Origin of the sequence: Streptomyces sp. NPDC051578 (assembly GCF_044454045.1) — a bacterium.
In the GTDB taxonomy this organism is placed as follows: domain Bacteria; phylum Actinomycetota; class Actinomycetes; order Streptomycetales; family Streptomycetaceae; genus Streptomyces.
This window is the reverse complement of record NZ_JBITDH010000007.1, coordinates 1-16,697: the sequence shown is the minus strand read 5'-3', so window position 1 is coordinate 16,697 and position 16,697 is coordinate 1. Positions and strand designations below refer to the sequence as shown.

Below are 16,697 nucleotides of genomic sequence, written 5' to 3'. Positions count from 1 at the left end.
CGAGCGTCGAGAACAGTCGGGAACCAGCGTAGGCCGTCCGCCCGCGCGCCCCCGCGCCGCACCACGCCCCGGCAACGGCGCGGGGCCCGGACGCGATGCGTCCGGGCCCCCTCGGAGCTGCTGCCCGCCGTCAGGTCGTACGGCGGCGGCGCGCGCCGGGGCGGCGCTCGCTCGGCCGGTACACCGACTCGCCGGCCTCCTTGGCCGCCTCGCGGCGCGCCGCGCCGTACTCGGCCAGCGCCTCCGCCAGCTTGCCCACGCTCGGCTCGGGCGAGAGCACGTCGACCCGCAGGCCGTGCTCCTCCGCCGTCTTGGCCGTCGCCGGGCCGATGCAGGCGATCACGGTGACGTTGTGCGGCTTGCCGGCGATCCCGACGAGGTTGCGCACCGTGGAGGACGAGGTGAAGAGCACGGCGTCGAAGCCGCCGCCCTTGATCGCCTCACGCGTGTCCGCCGGCGGCGGCGACGCGCGCACCGTCCGGTAGGCGGTGACGTCGTCGACCTCCCACCCGAGCTCTATCAGGCCCGCAACCAGCGTCTCGGTCGCGATGTCGGCGCGCGGCAGGAAGACGCGGTCGATCGGGTCGAAGACCGGGTCGTACGGCGGCCAGTCCTCCAGCAGCCCGGCGGCCGACTGCTCGCCGCTCGGCACCAGGTCCGGCTTCACACCGAACTCGACCAGCGCGGCGGCGGTCTGCTCGCCCACCGCGGCGACCTTGATGCCCGCGAAGGCGCGCGCGTCGAGCCCGTACTCCTCGAACTTCTCCCGCACCGCCTTCACGGCGTTGACGGAGGTGAACGCGATCCACTCGTAGCGGCCGGTGACCAGGCCCTTGACGGCCCGCTCCATCTGCTGCGGGGTGCGCGGCGGCTCCACGGCGATGGTCGGCACCTCGTGCGGCACCGCGCCGTACGAACGGAGCTGGTCGGAGAGCGAGGCGGCCTGCTCCTTGGTGCGCGGCACGAGCACCCGCCAGCCGAACAGCGGCTTCGACTCGAACCAGGCCATGTCCTCACGCCGCGCGGCGGCGCCGTGCTCACCGACCACGGCTATGACCGGCCGCGAGCCCTCGGGCGAGGGCAGCACCTTGCCCTGCTTGAAGACCTGCGCGATGGAACCCAGCGTCGCGCTCCAGGTCCGCTGCCGGGTCGTCGTACCGGCCACGGTCACCGTCAGCGGCGTGTCTGCCCCCCGCCCGGCGCCCACCAGCTCCGCGGCGGCCGCCGACACCGTCTCCAGCGTCGCGGAGACGACGAGGACGCCGTCGCTCGCACCGACCTCGCTCCAGCACCGCGCCGAGGCGGTACGCGCGTCCACGAAGCGCACGTCGGCGCCGCCCCGGCCGCGCAGCGGCACACCGGCGTACGCGGGCACGCCCACGGCGGTCGCGACACCGGGCACCACCTCGAAGGGGATCCCCTCGGTGGCGCAGACGAGCATCTCCTCGGCCGCGTTGCCGTCGAGTCCGGGGTCGCCGGTGACGGCACGCACGACCCGCCTGCCGGACCGCGCGGCCTCCATGACAAGATTGGTCGCGTCGCGGATCACCGGTACCCCGGCGGCTGCTGACATTTCGTCAGCGACCGTCAGCTGCGGCGTGTCGACACCCGCGCGCGCGTGGGTACGTACGACCTCCAGCACCTCGGGTTCCGCGATCAGCACGTCCGCCGAGGCGAGCGCCTCCACGGCCCGCAGTGTCAGCAGACCCGGGTCACCGGGGCCGGCACCCAGGAAGGTGACGTGCCCGTGGGCGGCGACCGCCGCGAAGGCGGAGGGGGTGGGACTTGAGGGGTTCAAAGCGATCGCTCCCCCATCAGACCGGCCGCGCCCTTGGCCAGCATCTCGTCCGCGAGTTCGCGGCCGAGCGCCATGGCCTCGTCGTAAGACTGGGGCACGGGACCGGTGGTGGACAGCTGCACCAGCGTCGAGCCGTCGAGGGTTCCGACGACGCCGCGCAGGCGCATCTCATTGACAATCTGCCCGTCGGCCAGAAGGTCGGCGAGCGCGCCCACGGGGGCGCTGCATCCGGCCTCCAGGGCGGCGAGGAGGGACCGCTCGGCGGTCACGGCGGCCCGGGTGAACGGGTCGTCGAGTTCGGCGAGGGCGGCGATCAGGGCCGTGTCCGACGCGAGGCACTCCACGGCCAGGGCTCCCTGGCCGGGTGCGGGCAGCACGTTGTCCACGGACAGCAGGTCGGTGGCTTCACCACCGCGGCCGATCCGGTTCAGGCCGGCGGCGGCCAGGACGACGGCGTCGAGCTCACCGGCGCGCACGTACCCGATCCGGGTGTCGACGTTCCCGCGGATCGGCACGGTCTCGACGACCTTGCCCAGGCTCTTGGCGTACGCGTGCAGCTGCGCCATCCGGCGCGGCGAACCGGTACCGATCCGCGCGCCGTCCGGCAGCTGCTCGAAGGTCAGGCCGTCACGGGCGACGAGCGCGTCCCGCGCGTCCTCCCGCTTCGGCATGGCCGCGATCACCAGCTCCTCGGGCTGCGTGGTCGGCAGGTCCTTGAGCGAGTGGACGGCGAAGTCCACCTCGCCCCGGACCAGCGCGTCGCGCAGGGCGGTGACGAAGACGCCGGTGCCCCCGATCTGCGCGAGGTGCTCCCGGGACACGTCACCGTAGGTCGTGATTTCCACGAGCTCGACGGGCCGGCCGGTGACCGCCCGTACCGCCTCGGCGACGTGCCCGGACTGGGACATGGCCAGCTTGCTGCGTCGCGTGCCAAGCCGGAGGGGCTGGTCGGGACGTGTGTTCATGATGCCCGTCCTGGGTCGTCGTTCTTCGGATCGGCCGCGTCCGCCCGGCTGACGGAGGCCACCGTCTGAGGGTCGAGGTCGAAGAGTTCGCGCAGCGCCTCCGCGTACCCGGCGCCGCCGGGCTCGCTCGCGAGCTGCTTGACGCGCACGGTCGGCGCGTGGAGGAGCTTGTCTACGACGCGCCGCACGGTCTGCGTCACTTCGGCCCGCTGGCGCTCGTCCAGGTCCGGCAGGCGTCCGTCGAGCCGGGCCACCTCCATGGCCACCACCTCGGCGGCCATGGCGCGCAGCGCGACGACGGTGGGCGTGATGTGCGCGGCCCGCTGGGCCGCGCCGAAGGCCGCCACTTCCTCGGCGACGATCGCGCGCACCGCGTCGACGTCGGCGGCCATCGGGGCGTCCGCCGAGGCCTCGGCGAGCGACTCGATGTCGACCAGCCGTACGCCGGGGATCCGGTGGACGGCCGCGTCGATGTCACGCGGCATGGCCAGGTCGAGCAGCGCGAGGCGGACCGGCCGGGCGTCGACCTGGCCGCGGGCGCCCTTGCGGGGCTGCCGGTGTGCGGTGGCCTCGCCCTGGTCGGCCCACGTCCCGTGCAGCTCCAGTGAGTTGGCGTCGACCCCGGTGAGCGCGGAGCGCCCGTCGGGCCCGAGGGGGCACTCGTCGCGCTCGGCGGGAGCGCTGAGGACCCGCACGGCCCCGGCGTCGGCGAGCCTGCGCCCGCCCTCGGCGGCGGCCACGAGCCGCGCGAGCACGCCCGGGTCCACCCCGTCCACACCCGCCGCCTCCGGCTCCGCGCGGGGGTACTCCGGGACGGACTCCGCGGGAGTCCGGGGCGCGGGGTCCGGGACGGCGCCCCGGGAAGCCGCGGCGAGCACGTCATCGGCGGTCAGCACCAGCCCGGTCGCGCCGGTACAGGAGACGACCAGGTCGGCCCGCGCCAGCTCACCCGCCACGGAGGCCATCGGTACGGCCCGCGCCGCCACCCCGGTGCCCGAGGCAACCAGAATCCCGGCCAAACGCTCCGCCCGCTCCGCGGTCCGGTTCGCCACGACGATCTCGGCGACGCCGACCCGCGCCAGCGTCGCCGCCGCCAGCGACGACATCGAGCCGGCGCCGATCACCAGCGCCCGCTTGCCCGCCGCCCACTGCGGGACCTCGGCCCCCATGGACAGCTGCTCCAGCCCGAACGTCACCAGCGACTGCCCGGCCCGGTCGATCCCGGTCTCCGAGTGCGCCCGCTTGCCGACCCGCAGCGCCTGCTGGAACAGGTCGTTGATCAACCGGCCCGCCGTGTGCTGCTCCTGCCCCAGCGCCAGCGCGTCCTTGATCTGCCCGAGGATCTGGCCCTCGCCGACCACCATCGAGTCCAGCCCGCACGCCACCGAGAACAGGTGGTGCACCGCCCGGTCCTCGTAGTGCACGTAGAGATACGGAGTGAGCTCCTCCAGCGCCACCCCGCTGTGCTGCGCCAGCAACGTCGACAGCTCGGCCACACCGGCGTGGAACTTGTCCACGTCGGCGTACAGCTCGATGCGGTTGCAGGTGGCGAGCACCGTCGCCTCCGTCGCCGGCTCGGCGGCGAGGGTGTCGTGCAGCAGCTTGACCTTGGCGTCGGCGGACAGCGAGGCCCGCTCCAGCACGCTCACCGGCGCACTGCGGTGGCTCAGCCCTACGACCAGCAGACTCATGCCGGCATCACCGCCGGGACGTCACCCTCGGGACCGCCCTTGCGGACCCCGGAGGCGGCAGCGGCAGCGGCGGCAGCAGCAGCGGCCGTCACGGGGCTCTCGGCGGCGGCACCCGCACCCGCGTCCCCGGCGGGACCCGCGGCGGCCGCCGCTTCCTCGCCGGCCTTGCGCTGCTCGTGGAACGCCAGGATCTGGAGCTCGATCGACAGGTCCACCTTGCGCACGTCCACGCCGTCCGGCACGGACAGCACGGTCGGCGCGAAGTTCAGGATGGAGGTGACGCCCGCCGCGATGAGCCGCTCGCTCACCTGCTGCGCCGCGCCCGCCGGGGTCGCGATGACCCCGATGGAGACGCCGTTCTCCTCGATGATCTTCTCCAGGTCATCGGTGTGCTGCACGGGCATGCCGGCCACCGGCTTGCCCGCCATCGCCGGGTCGGCGTCGATGAGCGCCGCGACCCGGAAGCCGCGCGAGGCGAAACCGCCGTAGTTGGCCAGGGCCGCGCCGAGGTTGCCGATGCCGACGATGACGACCGGCCAGTCCTGGGTCAGCCCGAGTTCGCGGGAGATCTGGTAGACGAGGTACTCGACGTCGTAGCCGACGCCGCGCGTGCCGTAGGAGCCGAGGTAGGAGAAGTCCTTGCGCAGCTTGGCGGAGTTCACCCCGGCGGCGGCCGCGAGCTCCTCGGAGGACACCGTGGGCACCGATCGCTCGGAGAGCGCGGTGAGGGCACGCAAGTACAGCGGAAGCCTGGCGACAGTGGCCTCGGGAATACCTCGGCTGCGGGTCGCCGGTCGGTGAGTTCGGCCAGTTGCCACGATGCTCCTGCGGGATGAGCGGGGCTGCAGGCGGTCACTTGTCCCAAGACCGCCCCGTCGGAAGCAGGCTATGTCTTTGTGAACGCGTGCACAAAGATTGTGTCCGTTTTGTCCGTCCAAAGTGACCGGGGTCACGCGGTCGGCGCGCCGAAGGGCGGAACTGGGAACGGGCCGAACTCGTTCAAATCCGGAGGGGGGCAAAACGGTGCACACTCCTCATCGATACGCCCCCGAGCCCCCACAAATCGCCCATGATGGTAACCGGCCGGACGGTCAGCTCTCCAACGCCCGGCGCAGCCGCTCAGGGTTCACCCTCCAGAAGGTGTGCTGTTCACCGTCCACCAGCACCACGGGGATCTGCTCCCAGTGCAGCCGGTACAGCTCCGCGTCCTGCGAGATGTCCTTCTTCTCCCACCGCGCCCCGGTCTCGGCACAGACCTTCTCCACCACCTCCTGGGCGTCGTCGCACAGATGGCAACCCGGCTTCCCGATGAGCGTGACCAGCCGCTCCTCGGGGCGCTTCTTCTCCTTGCGGCGCAACAGAGGACTCATGCCCTCATTGTCCCGCGCCGCGCGAGTGCGCCCGACGGGCCCGCGCGGCATCGGCCGACGGGTCCGCGCGCCCTGCGCCGGGGGCTCTGCGAGGATCCCGCCGGCCGCCGTGGAGCCGGTCGTTCCGAAGAGTTCACGCCCTCGTTCCTCCTCGGTTCGGGAACTCCCGAACACAGTGGCTATGCTCGCGTCATGGCCGCTCTGGGATGGCTCACCCCCCGTAGGCGCTCCGCCACCGCGCGGAGCGTGCTGGCAGGCGAGGCCTCGGCCGAGGCCGCCCGCAAGAGCGCGCAGGACGAGACACCGTCCCTCACCGGGGCACGGCAGGCGCCCCCCGAGGAGCCGGCCGAGGCCGAGTTCCCGGTCCAGGGCGACGACCTCGCCGCCGCGTTCTTCGACCTCGACAACACCGTCATGCAGGGCGCGGCGATCTTCCACTTCGGCCGCGGCCTCTACAAGCGCGAGTTCTTCCGCCGCCGCGAACTGGCCCGCTTCGCCTGGCAGCAGGCCTGGTTCCGGCTCGCCGGGGTCGAGGACCCCGAGCACATGCAGGACGCCCGCGACAGCGCGCTGTCCATCGTCAAGGGCCACAAGGTCTGCGAACTCATGTCGATCGGCGAGGAGATCTACGACGAGTACATGGCCGAGCGGATCTGGCCGGGCACCCGCGCCCTGGCCCAGGCCCACCTCGACGCCGGCCAGAAGGTGTGGCTGGTGACGGCCGCCCCCGTCGAGACCGCCACGATCATCGCCCGCCGCCTCGGCCTGACCGGCGCCCTGGGCACCGTCGCCGAGTCCGTCGACGGCGTCTACACCGGCCGCCTGGTCGGCGAGCCGCTGCACGGCCCCGCGAAGGCTGAGGCGGTGCGCGCCCTGGCGGCCGCCGAAGGACTCGATCTCGAACGCTGCGCCGCCTACAGCGATTCGCACAACGACATTCCGATGCTGTCGCTGGTCGGACATCCGTACGCGATCAATCCCGATACAAAACTGCGCAAGCATGCCCGAGCCCACGACTGGCGGCTGCGCGACTATCGGACCGGCCGCAAGGCCGTGAAGGTCGGCGTCCCGGCGGCCGCCGGGGTCGGCGCGATCGCGGGCGGCACGGCCGCCGCCATCGCCCTGCACCGCCGCCGCAAGTAGCCCCCGGGGCCCCGCGCGCAATCCCGCACCTTTACCCGCGTCGTCGGCGCGGCACTCCGGCATGCCCGACTCGGTCGCGCAGCACCGTGGAAGCGCCCATTCCGCGTATCCAACCGATCAGGAACCGATCACCAACTGCGACTGAATATGCCCTCGGTACGCAACAGAAGTGTCGGAACCGGTGATTTGAGCAACTGGGTGTAGTGCTGCCTGTACGAAGCGTTATTCTCCTCAAACGCATGCCACCGACCATCTGTCGCCACGACGGGTGAACGGTCCCGCACTGCACGTGATGGAAGCTCTGCCTCTGGGAGTCCCGTGTACCCACCTGTCGGGGTTGACGCCTCGGGCCTGGCTACGCTGCGCGCAACGGTCCTCGACCACCTGCGCGGCTTCGTCCCCACCGCGTACGCCGTCCCCGCCTTCGCCGCCGCGGTCCCTGCCGGCCTCGGCCCGGCCGGTCCTTGCTACGCCCTGACCGACGGCGGAGCGACGGTGGGCAGACGCGGTCGCGCGGGCGGTGCGGGCACCGCCACCGGCACGAGCGCGCCAGCCGCCCGCCGCCCCACCGCGGACAGCGACCAGGCCCGCATGATGGACCTGGTCGAACGCGCCCAGGCCGGCGAGGCCGAGGCCTTCGGCCGGCTCTACGACCAGTACAGCGACACGGTGTACCGCTACATCTACTACCGCGTCGGCGGCAAGGCGACCGCGGAGGATCTCACCAGCGAGACCTTCCTGCGCGCGCTGCGCCGCATCTCCACCTTCACCTGGCAGGGCCGCGACTTCGGGGCCTGGCTGGTGACGATCGCCCGCAACCTGGTGGCCGACCACTTCAAGTCCAGCCGCTTCCGCCTGGAAGTGACCACGGGCGAGATGCTGGACGCCAACGAGGTGGAACGCTCCCCCGAGGACTCCGTCCTGGAGTCCCTCTCCAACGCGGCCCTGCTGGAGGCCGTACGAAAACTCAACCCGCAGCAGCAGGAGTGCGTGACCCTGCGCTTCCTGCAGGGCCTCTCGGTCGCCGAGACGGCCCGGGTGATGGGGAAGAACGAGGGCGCGATCAAAACCCTCCAGTACCGGGCGGTCCGCACCCTGGCCCGCCTCCTCCCGGACGACGCCCGCTGACCGCCTCCCGACACCACCTACCCCTTGATGACTCCGATGCCGCTGTGGTCCGATCATCCTTCGTCCGTAACCCAAGTGCCGCGCCGCTCGTTGTGCGGAATGCAGGCTCCCTGTGGACACGCCCTGCCCGAAGCCGCTCACTCGAAAGTGTGGATGTGCTCAAGGAAGGCAACCTTCCGGACACCTGGGGGAGTCGATCGTCATGACGAGAGGAGGTGCCGCCAGTGATCGCGAACGTGACTCCGCACCGGCGGGCGAACGCCTTCGCCCAGGCCCTGGAGGATCGGACCCCGTCCGACCTTTCGGAACCGGACCCGGCGGCCGAGCAGTCCGAGGCACCTGCCGAATCTGCCGACCACGACCGGTTGTTGGCCCTGGCGAACGTGCTCGGCGAAAGAATGCCGCGCCCGGTGCTGGACCCCGAGGTCAAAGTGGTGCAACGAGCACAGCTCGTCGCCGCCATGGAGGCCTTGGTGATGGAAGAGAGGGCCGGGGGCGGTGCCGCACCGGACCCTCTCGTGCCCGAACAGCGGACCGGCCGCGGCGCCCACCGGGCGACCTCGCTCCGGAAATTGCGGCCCCGCTCCCGCTGGTCCAAGGGCATCGCAGCGGGCGGCCTCACCGTGGGTGTGGCAGCGGGGGCCTTCGGCGGAGTGGCCGCTGCCAGCACCGACGCCCTGCCCGGTGACTCCCTCTACCCCGTCAAGCGGGGCATGGAGGACATCAAGCTGGGCATGGCCGACGAGGACTCGGACCGGGGCGAGCTCTACCTCGACCAGGCCTCGAACCGGCTCTCGGAAGCCCGCAGACTCATGGAACGCGGCCGGACCGGTGTCCTGGACCACGAGTCCCTCGGCGCCATCCGCCGGGCCCTGGCAGGCATGAGCCACGACGCGGCGGAAGGCCACCGGCTGCTCCAGGCGGCGTACGAGCGGGACGGCTCGCTCGGCCCGATGCAGATGCTGTCCTCGTTCTCCCGCTCGCACCGCGACGCCTGGGGCAAGCTCCGGGACAAGCTCCCGGCGCAGCTCACCGACGTCGGGGGCGAGGTCGAGTCGGTCTTCCAGGCCATAGACGAAGACGTGGCGCCCATCCAGAACCTGCTGCCCAAGCCACCGGAGCAGTCCCGCGGCTCCACGGGCGGCCAGGCGAAGCCCAGCGCCTCCCCCGGGAAGCAGCAGCCCGAGTCCCCCGCAGGCCGGCCGGCGGCGTCCCCCCCGAGCGCGCCCCCGTCAGCGGCCTCCAAGCCCTCGGCTCCCGGCGGGCTCCTGGGCGGCACCGGCGATCTGCTCCACCCGTCCGACCCGGGCCACGCCACACCGCCCCCCTCGGGAGCGGCCCCGCAGCAGCCCCAGCCGGACATCACCCTCCCGCCGATCCTGCCCGGCCTGCTCCCCGGCCTGGGCATCAAGGCGGAGGACGCCGAGTAACCACGCGAAGCGGTGCCGGGCGGACCATCCCGCCGGGCACCGCTTCGTCGTGCTGATGAGAACGCCTCACCGTCAGCAGGCGTCGGGGGAGGGCCGTCAGAAGAAGACGGACCGCCGCTGCACCAGCAGCCGGTACAAGGTGTGCTGTATCTGCTCCCGCACCTGGTCCGTCAGGTTGAACATCAGCATCGGATCCTCCGCCGCCTCCGCCGGGAACCCCTCCGTGGGGATCGGCTCCCCGAACTGGATGGTCCACTTCGTCGGCAACGGCACCATCCCGAGCGGCCCCAGCCACGGGAACGTCGGAGTCACCGGGAAGTACGGCACCCCCAGCAGCCGCGCCAGCGTCTTCGCGTTGCCGACCATCGGGTAGATCTCCTCCGCCCCCACGATCGAACACGGCACGATCGGCGTCCGCGCCCGCAGCGCGGTCGACACGAACCCGCCCCGCCCGAACCGCTGGAGCTTGTACCGCTCCCGGAACGGCTTCCCTATCCCCTTGAACCCCTCCGGCATCACCCCGACGAGTTCCCCGGCCTCCAGCAGCCGCTGCGCGTCCTCCGCGCAGGCCAGCGTGTGACCGGCCTTGCGGGCGAGCTCGTTCACCACCGGCAGCATGAACACCAGATCCGCGGCCAGCAGCCGCAGGTGCCGCTCCGCCGGATGGTGGTCGTGCACCGCCACCTGGAGCATCAGCCCGTCCAGCGGCAGCGTCCCGGAGTGGTTCGACACGATCAGCGCGCCGCCCTCCTTCGGGATGTTCTCGATGCCCTTGACCTCGACCCGGAAGTACTTGTCGAACAGCGGCCGCATCATGGACATCAGGACCTGGTCCGTCAGCTCCTTGTCGTAGCCGAAGTCGTCGACCTCGTACTCGCCGGTGATCCGCCTGCGCAGAAACGCCAGCCCACCGGCGATCCGCCGGTCCCAGTCACCCGGCCGCCCCACGGGCCCGCCACTCCCACCGGCCCCTTCGGCCGCCGCCTCCGCCGTCTCCCGTCCCTGCTCCGGTACGGGCTGCACCACCGGCTCACCGGCCGGCGGAGCCACCCGCACCCGCCGCGGCGGCCGCCGGCGCGGCCGCTCCTCGTCGAAGGGGATGACCTTCGCGTCCGCCACTATCGCTCCGCTCCCTCAGCCACCGGCCCGACACCCGGCAGATCCGCGTTCAGCATCCCGGCCACCCGGTCCACGGCCCGCCCCACCCGCTCCGGCGGCAACAGCCCGCTTCCCCTGCTCCGCGCGAAGTCCGCGAACGTCTCGGCGGTCGTGTACATCGGCTCGAACCCTAGGGTGGACCGCATCTGCGTGGTCTCCACGACCCGCCCGTGCGTCAGCAACCGGATCTGTTCGGGCGAGAACTCCGTCACCCCGACCGCCCGCAGCGCCGATCCCACCCAGGTCACAGCCGGCATCACCAGCGGCACCGTGGGCCGCCCCAGCCGCCGCGCGCACTGCGACAGCAGCAACACCCCGTCACCCGCGATGTTGAAGGTCCCGCTGTTCAGCGTCCCGCGCGCGGGCTCCCCGGCCGCCAGCCGCAGCACGTCCACCACGTCGTCCTCGTGGACGAACTGCAGCCTCGGGTCGTAACCCAGCACCGTCGGCATCACCGGGATCGAGAAGTACTCCGCCAGCGCGGAATCCGCGTACGGCCCCAGGATGTTCGCGAACCGCAGCACGCACACCGCCACGTCCGGCCGCCTGCGCGCGAAGCCCCGTACGTACCCCTCGACCTCGACCGCGTCCTTCGCGAAGCCGGCCGCCGGCAGCGACTTCGGCTGCGTCGTCTCGGTGAAGACGGCCGGATCCCGCGAGGTGCCCCCGTACACACTGGTACTGGACTTCACGACGAGCCGCCGTACCGTCGGGGACTTCTGACACGCCCCGAGCAGCTGCATCGTCCCGATGACGTTCGTTTCCTTCACGGCGCTGCGCGCACCGCCGCTGCCCGCGCTGCCACCCGTCACGGCGAGGTGGACCACCGTGTCGACGGCGTGCTCGGCCAGCACCCGGGCGATCGCCGACCGTCTGATGTCCGTACGGACGAACTCGGCCGAGCCGAGCCGGTGCGCAGGACCGACCGAATCCACCGCGATGACCCGCTCGACGTCCGGCTCCCGCTGGATGCGGCGCACGAAGCGGGCCCCCAGCTGCCGGGCAGCCCCAGTGACGAGAACGACCTTGCCCACGAGTTCAGCGCCTCCCTCGAAGAAGTCCCCCGGCTACACCGCAGCCCCTCCACCAGGATGGTGGAGGGGCTGCGGAGAACACGTACAGCTGCCGTTTACTTCTTGTTACGGCGCTGGACGCGGGTGCGCTTGAGCAGCTTGCGGTGCTTCTTCTTGGCCATCCGCTTACGCCGCTTCTTGATAACAGAGCCCACGACTACCCTCGCTCACTTCTCGGAACATCCCCGCGCCAGCGGGGATCGGTGCGGGGCGTCTGGGCCCACACGACCTACGTCGGCCTAGCCTACCCGCCCGAGCTCTGAGCTTGTAATCCGAGGGCAACCCGAGAGTCATCTCAAGCCGACTCCACCCCCACATAGGACTCTCGGAGGTACTCGTGAACCGCGTTCTCGGGGACCCGGAAGGACCGGCCCACCCGGATGGCGGGCAGATGACCGTTGTGCACCAGGCGGTACACGGTCATCTTCGACACTCGCATCACCGAGGCGACCTCCGCCACGGTCAGGAACTGAACCTCACTGAGAGGCCTCTCGCCAGCAGCCATGACACACCTTGACCTTCCGCGCATGACGGGCACCGGCTTCCCCTCCGGTTACACCCCGTCGTCGCACGCTCACTCCCAGAGTAGGGGCGTGTGATACGAGTGGGGAAGAGGAGCTACGGCCACTCCTGACGCCACGGCAGACCGGCGCGGCCCAGTACGTAACGCACGAGGGGCCGGTAGAAATCCGACGACACCCCGTCATCAAGCGGAACCGTCACCGCGACCCGCCCCTCGGCCTCCCCCACGAACAGCGCCGGATCGTCCGTATCCGCCAGCCCGATCGCCTCCACACCCAACTGACCTGCACCGCAGACCCAGCCGTGGTCCCCCACCACCAATTCCGGCAACGGCCCTCCGCCCTCCGCCAGCGCCCCCAGCGCGACCCGAACCGGCAGCGGCGAATGGGTGTGCGCGCCGGTGACACTCACCGGTGGCCGCGCGCCGGGTTCCCGCACCAGTGCGACCCCCCGTACGTAATCGATGCGGTGCCCCCGTACGCCGAACCGGGTCGCCATGTCGACATGCACCCCCTGCGCCGGGGTGAGGACAACACACCCCGCCGCCGACAGGGCACGCGCCAAACCGGCGTAGAACGCAAGGAGGCGGTGCGGGTGCCCCGTCCCGAACAACACCGGCGACCGCCGCCGCGCCGCCTCCCCCAGCCGCGCCGCGAACGCCTCCAGCCCGGCGAGCGTCCGCTCCGGATCGATCACGTCCGGCCCGCTGACGTGCGCCGGGTCCGCCGAGACCCCGCACCTGTCCGCCATCAGCCGCAGCAGATCACGCTCACCCCAGTGCCACTGCGGCTCCAGCCCCAGCAGCACCCGCGGATCCCGCGCCGCGAACAGTCTGTAACTGCGCAGGCTCTCCTCACGTGAAGTCGCGACGGGCCCGGCCAACCGGGAAGCCAGCAGATGCGCACGCAGCGCGCCGATGCTCAACACCCTCTGATGCTGCCGCACCGCACCCTGCACCTCATCAATTCCCGTGCACAGCCCCACGGTTGGCGTAACGATGCGCTGCCACGCCACCCCGGAGCCCACCGCCTACACGAGCATCCCGCGCAGCGGGAACACCGCCCGCCGCGTCGCCAGGACGGCCTGATCCGTACTGTCCGCCGGGTCGTAGCCCGCCTCCCAGTCCCGCCACCCGACCGTCCGGCCGTCCGTCATCCGCACCGGCCCCGGCTGCCGGGTCCGCGCGTACACCTCGCTGCGCCACTCCTGCGGCACCTCGGACGACGGATCGACCGGCCGGTGCGCCGCGATCCCCACCAGATGGGTCCAGGAGCGCGGTACGACGTCCACCACCGCGTAGCCGCCCCCGCCCAGGGCGAGCCAGCGGCCGTCCGCGTACTCGTGCGCCAGCCGGTGACACGCCTCCTGGACGGCCCGCTGCGCGTCCAGCGACACCGCCAGATGGGCCAGCGGATCCTCGAAGTGCGTGTCGGCCCCGTGCTGGGACACCAGGACCTGCGGCCGGAAGTCCGCGAGCAGCTCCGGCACCGTCGCGTGGAACGCCCGCAGCCAGCCCTCGTCACCCGTCCCCGCCGGCAGCGCCACATTGACCGCCGACCCCTCGGCGGCCGGCCCGCCCGTCTCCTGCGGCCACCCGGTCTGCGGGAACAGCGTCCGCGGATGCTCGTGCAGGGACACCGTCAGCACGCGCGGATCGTCCCAGAACGCCGCCTGCACCCCGTCCCCGTGGTGCACGTCCACATCCACGTACGCGACGCGCTCGGCACCCAGCTCCAGCAGCCGGGCCACCGCCAGCGCCGCGTCGTTGTACACGCAGAACCCGGACGCGCCGCCCGGCATGGCGTGGTGCAGCCCGCCCGCGAAGTTCACGGCGTGCCCGGCCTCCCCGCGCCAGATCGCCTCGGCCGCGGCCACCGACTGTCCCGCGATCAGCGCCGACGCCTCGTGCATCCCGTGGAACGCCGGATCGTCGACGGTCCCGAGCCCGTACGAGCCGTCGGCCACACCGGGATCAGCCGACACCTCCCGCACCGCGGCGACGTAGTCCTCCCGGTGCACGAGCCGCAGCGTCGAATCACCGGCCGCCCGGCCCGCCCGCACTTCCATCGCCCGGTCCAGCCCGAAGGCCCGCACCAGACCCATGGTCAGCGCCAGGCGCACCGGATCCATCGGATGGCTCGGTCCGAAGTCATACCTCGTTACCGCCTCGTCCCACATCAACAGCCCGGTCACCGGCTCGCCGCTCATGCCCGACACCGTATCGGGCGCCGCCGACGCCGAAGGAACGGGCGTAGAACAGCGTCACCAACACCAGCACCATCGGCACCAGCATCGCGCCGCGGTAGCTCCACGCGTCCCCGATCCCGCCCACCAGCGGCGAACCGACCAGGAACCCGACGTAGTTGAAGATGTTCAGCCGCGCGACGGCCGTGTCCGACGCCCCGGGGCCGAACCTCTCGAAAGCGAGCCTTCCCGCGGCGGCGAACGTCTGCGGCACGATCACGCACAGCCCGATCCCCAGCAACGTGAACCCCAGCATCCCCGTCCACGCCCCGGGCGCGGCCGCCACCACCGCGAAACCGCCGGCCGCGACCACCGTCCCCGCCCGCACCACCGCGACCGGCCCGAAACGGCGCACGCCCAGGTCCCCGACGGCCCGCCCGAGCAGCGTGGTCACCATGTACACGTTGTACGGGACCGTCGCCAGCTGCTCGGAGCTCCCCAGCACGTCCTGGAGGTACTTGGCGCTCCAGTTCGACACGGTCGAATCCCCGATGTACGCGCACGCCATCACCAGGCACAGCGGCAGCAACAGCCCGAACCCGCCCGGCCCCAGGCCCTTCCCGGCTCCGCCCTGCGGCCCCGGCTCACCCTGGTCGACATAGAAGCGGCTGCCCGCCACGGCCGCCGGCAGCAACAGGACGACGGCCGGCAGGTAACTCACGAAGAGCCCCAGATGCCAGTGCGCCCCGGCCCACGCGGCGGAGGCCCCGACGATCCCGCCCAGGCTGTACGAGGCGTGGAAGCCGAGCATGATGCTGCGGCCGTACGTCCGCTGGAGACTCACGCCGAGCATGTTCATGGAGGCGTCGAGCGCCCCGACCGACAGCCCGAACGCCCCGAGCGCCAGGGCCACGTGCCACATCTGCCCGCCGCCGCCGACGCCGAGCAGGGCGAGCAGTACCAGCGGCTGGGCCCACCTCAGGACCACGCTGGGCGCGACCCGCTTCACCAGGTGCTCGGTCGCGACGCTGGAAATCCCCGCGAGGACCGGCACCGCGGCCAGGAAGGCGGGCAGCAGCCCGTCGGATATCCCGTACTGGTCCTGGATGGCGGGGATGCGGGTCACGAGGAGGGCGAAGGTCACGCCCTGCACGAAGAAACTGAACCCCAAGGACAACCGGCCACGGCGCAGCCGCACGTCATCTGTCATGGCGGCTCAGCGTAGGTGCCTCGGCTACCGGTGGGTAGAGCGATCACCACACCAATCACGTGTCAGCAGGCCGGCCCTGGCCCCTGCACCGCCTCACTCCGGACGGGTCACTCGTCGAGCCCGAGCAGGCGGACCAGGTCCTTCATCTCCCCGAAGCAGGCCTTCGCCCCGGCCAGCCGGTCCGCCGGCATCATCCCCGTGAAGCCGTAGACGTCCATCCCCGCGGCCACGGCGGCCTCCACCCCGAGCGGGCTGTCCTCGACCACCACGCACCGCGCCGGCTCGACGCCCATCCGGTCGGCGGCGTGCAGGAACAGGTCCGGCGCGGGCTTTCCGCGGCCCACGTCCTGGGAGCTGAAAATCCACTCCTCCTCGAACCACCCGTCGATCCCGGCGGCGCGGTGTCCGACCCGGATCCGCTCATGGCTCCCGGAGGAGGCGAGGCAGTAGGCGATCCCGTTCGCGGTGAGCGCCCCGAGCACCTCCTCCACGCCGTCGACGGGCCGCAATTCCCGTGCGAACGCCTCGAACGTGCGGGAGTGCAGCCTCTCGTCGAAGTCCTCGGGCAACCGCTGCCCCGTACGCTCCAGCACGAGGTCGTGCACCCGGTGGACGGCGCCGCCCATGTAGTCGCGGAGCGACTCGTCGTACGTGGTGGGGTGCCCGATCTCGGTCAGGTACCCGGCGAGGATCCGATTGGCCAGCGGCTCGCTGTCCACCAGCACGCCGTCGTTGTCGAAGATGACGAGGTCATATCCCATAAGCCCACCCTACGAGCCGTCAGCTCGGGCGGGGCGCAACCCCGTGCGGGTGATCGGCTGAAAACGCCGGCAAACGCCGGGTGCCGTATGCCGTATGCCGTATGCGGGGTGAACGCAGAAAAGCCCCGCACCGGCCCCGAAGGGCTGGTGCGGGGCTTCCCGCAATAAATGTTCGGCGGCGTCCTACTCTCCCACAGGGTCCCCCCTGCAGTACCATCGGCGCTGAAAGGCTTAGCTTCCGGGTTCGGAATGTAACCGGGCGTT

16 protein-coding genes and 1 rRNA gene are annotated in these 16,697 nt (G+C 71.8%); 3 read left to right on the top strand and 14 right to left on the bottom strand.

Translation table 11 applies throughout. The features are described 5' to 3' along the window. Positions 1–130: 130 nt before the first annotated feature. The 5 genes from ACIA6C_RS25275 to ACIA6C_RS25255 all read right to left on the bottom strand — a co-directional run bounded on the left by ACIA6C_RS25275 (position 131) and on the right by ACIA6C_RS25255 (position 5,824). Positions 131–1,798, bottom strand: a complete 1,668-nt coding sequence (locus ACIA6C_RS25275; RefSeq protein ID WP_361139562.1) for a bifunctional uroporphyrinogen-III C-methyltransferase/uroporphyrinogen-III synthase — start codon at positions 1,796–1,798, stop codon at positions 131–133. Then, positions 1,795–2,763 (bottom strand): hydroxymethylbilane synthase, encoded by a 969-nt coding sequence (gene hemC, locus ACIA6C_RS25270; RefSeq protein ID WP_399279142.1) that lies wholly within the window; start codon positions 2,761–2,763, stop codon positions 1,795–1,797. Before hemC ends, ACIA6C_RS25275 begins: the two co-directional genes overlap by 4 nt. Beyond that, positions 2,760–4,454 carry a glutamyl-tRNA reductase gene (locus tag ACIA6C_RS25265; protein WP_399279140.1) on the bottom strand — a complete coding sequence of 565 codons (1,695 nt, stop codon included), beginning with the start codon at positions 4,452–4,454 and terminating at the stop codon, positions 2,760–2,762. The genes hemC and ACIA6C_RS25265 overlap by 4 nt, the downstream gene beginning before the upstream one ends. Beyond that, positions 4,451–5,272, bottom strand: coding sequence for a redox-sensing transcriptional repressor Rex (locus tag ACIA6C_RS25260; RefSeq protein ID WP_399279138.1), 822 nt, complete (start codon positions 5,270–5,272; stop codon positions 4,451–4,453). The genes ACIA6C_RS25265 and ACIA6C_RS25260 overlap by 4 nt, the downstream gene beginning before the upstream one ends. Before the next feature lie 273 nt (positions 5,273–5,545). Continuing rightward, positions 5,546–5,824, bottom strand: coding sequence for a glutaredoxin family protein (locus tag ACIA6C_RS25255; RefSeq protein ID WP_399279136.1), 279 nt, complete (start codon positions 5,822–5,824; stop codon positions 5,546–5,548). A 192-nt stretch (positions 5,825–6,016) separates the two neighbouring features. Here ACIA6C_RS25255 and ACIA6C_RS25250 point away from each other — a divergent pair, with 192 nt between their 5' ends. The 3 genes from ACIA6C_RS25250 to ACIA6C_RS25240 all read left to right on the top strand — a co-directional run bounded on the left by ACIA6C_RS25250 (position 6,017) and on the right by ACIA6C_RS25240 (position 9,525). Next, complete coding sequence (locus ACIA6C_RS25250; RefSeq protein WP_399279134.1) at positions 6,017–6,967, top strand: HAD family hydrolase; 951 nt, start codon at positions 6,017–6,019, stop codon at positions 6,965–6,967. 318 nt (positions 6,968–7,285) lie between these two features. Further along, a complete protein-coding gene (locus ACIA6C_RS25245; protein WP_329196095.1) occupies positions 7,286–8,095 on the top strand; it encodes an ECF subfamily RNA polymerase sigma factor, BldN family in 810 nt (269 codons plus the stop codon). A 224-nt stretch (positions 8,096–8,319) separates the two neighbouring features. After that, the gene (locus tag ACIA6C_RS25240; RefSeq protein ID WP_366082665.1) at positions 8,320–9,525 is read left to right on the top strand and encodes a DUF5667 domain-containing protein; all 1,206 of its coding nucleotides are present in this window, start codon (positions 8,320–8,322) and stop codon (positions 9,523–9,525) included. A gap of 96 nt (positions 9,526–9,621) precedes the next feature. Here ACIA6C_RS25240 and ACIA6C_RS25235 read toward each other — a convergent pair whose 3' ends face one another. The 9 genes from ACIA6C_RS25235 to rrf all read right to left on the bottom strand — a co-directional run. Then, the gene (locus ACIA6C_RS25235; protein WP_399279131.1) at positions 9,622–10,644 is read right to left on the bottom strand and encodes a lysophospholipid acyltransferase family protein; all 1,023 of its coding nucleotides are present in this window, start codon (positions 10,642–10,644) and stop codon (positions 9,622–9,624) included. Continuing rightward, positions 10,644–11,717, bottom strand: coding sequence for an NAD-dependent epimerase/dehydratase family protein (locus ACIA6C_RS25230; RefSeq protein ID WP_366082667.1), 1,074 nt, complete (start codon positions 11,715–11,717; stop codon positions 10,644–10,646). The genes ACIA6C_RS25235 and ACIA6C_RS25230 overlap by 1 nt, the downstream gene beginning before the upstream one ends. 95 nt (positions 11,718–11,812) lie before the next feature. Continuing rightward, complete coding sequence (locus tag ACIA6C_RS25225) at positions 11,813–11,911, bottom strand: 30S ribosomal protein bS22 (protein ID WP_003948845.1); 99 nt, start codon at positions 11,909–11,911, stop codon at positions 11,813–11,815. Between the two features lie 140 nt (positions 11,912–12,051). Beyond that, a complete protein-coding gene (locus tag ACIA6C_RS25220; protein WP_008738568.1) occupies positions 12,052–12,261 on the bottom strand; it encodes a helix-turn-helix domain-containing protein in 210 nt (69 codons plus the stop codon). A gap of 113 nt (positions 12,262–12,374) precedes the next feature. Then, complete coding sequence (locus ACIA6C_RS25215; protein WP_399279129.1) at positions 12,375–13,205, bottom strand: phosphatase; 831 nt, start codon at positions 13,203–13,205, stop codon at positions 12,375–12,377. Positions 13,206–13,307: 102 nt separating this feature from the next. Beyond that, positions 13,308–14,456 (bottom strand): acetoin utilization protein AcuC, encoded by a 1,149-nt coding sequence (locus ACIA6C_RS25210; RefSeq protein ID WP_361139609.1) that lies wholly within the window; start codon positions 14,454–14,456, stop codon positions 13,308–13,310. After that, positions 14,428–15,672: an MFS transporter gene (locus tag ACIA6C_RS25205; RefSeq protein ID WP_399279127.1), complete on the bottom strand. Its 1,245-nt coding sequence runs from the start codon at positions 15,670–15,672 to the stop codon at positions 14,428–14,430. The genes ACIA6C_RS25210 and ACIA6C_RS25205 overlap by 29 nt, the downstream gene beginning before the upstream one ends. A gap of 107 nt (positions 15,673–15,779) precedes the next feature. Then, positions 15,780–16,433, bottom strand: coding sequence for an HAD family hydrolase (locus ACIA6C_RS25200; RefSeq protein ID WP_361139597.1), 654 nt, complete (start codon positions 16,431–16,433; stop codon positions 15,780–15,782). Positions 16,434–16,603: 170 nt separating this feature from the next. Continuing rightward, positions 16,604–16,697: ribosomal RNA gene (gene rrf / locus ACIA6C_RS25195) — 5S ribosomal RNA — on the bottom strand; the annotation flags it as partial.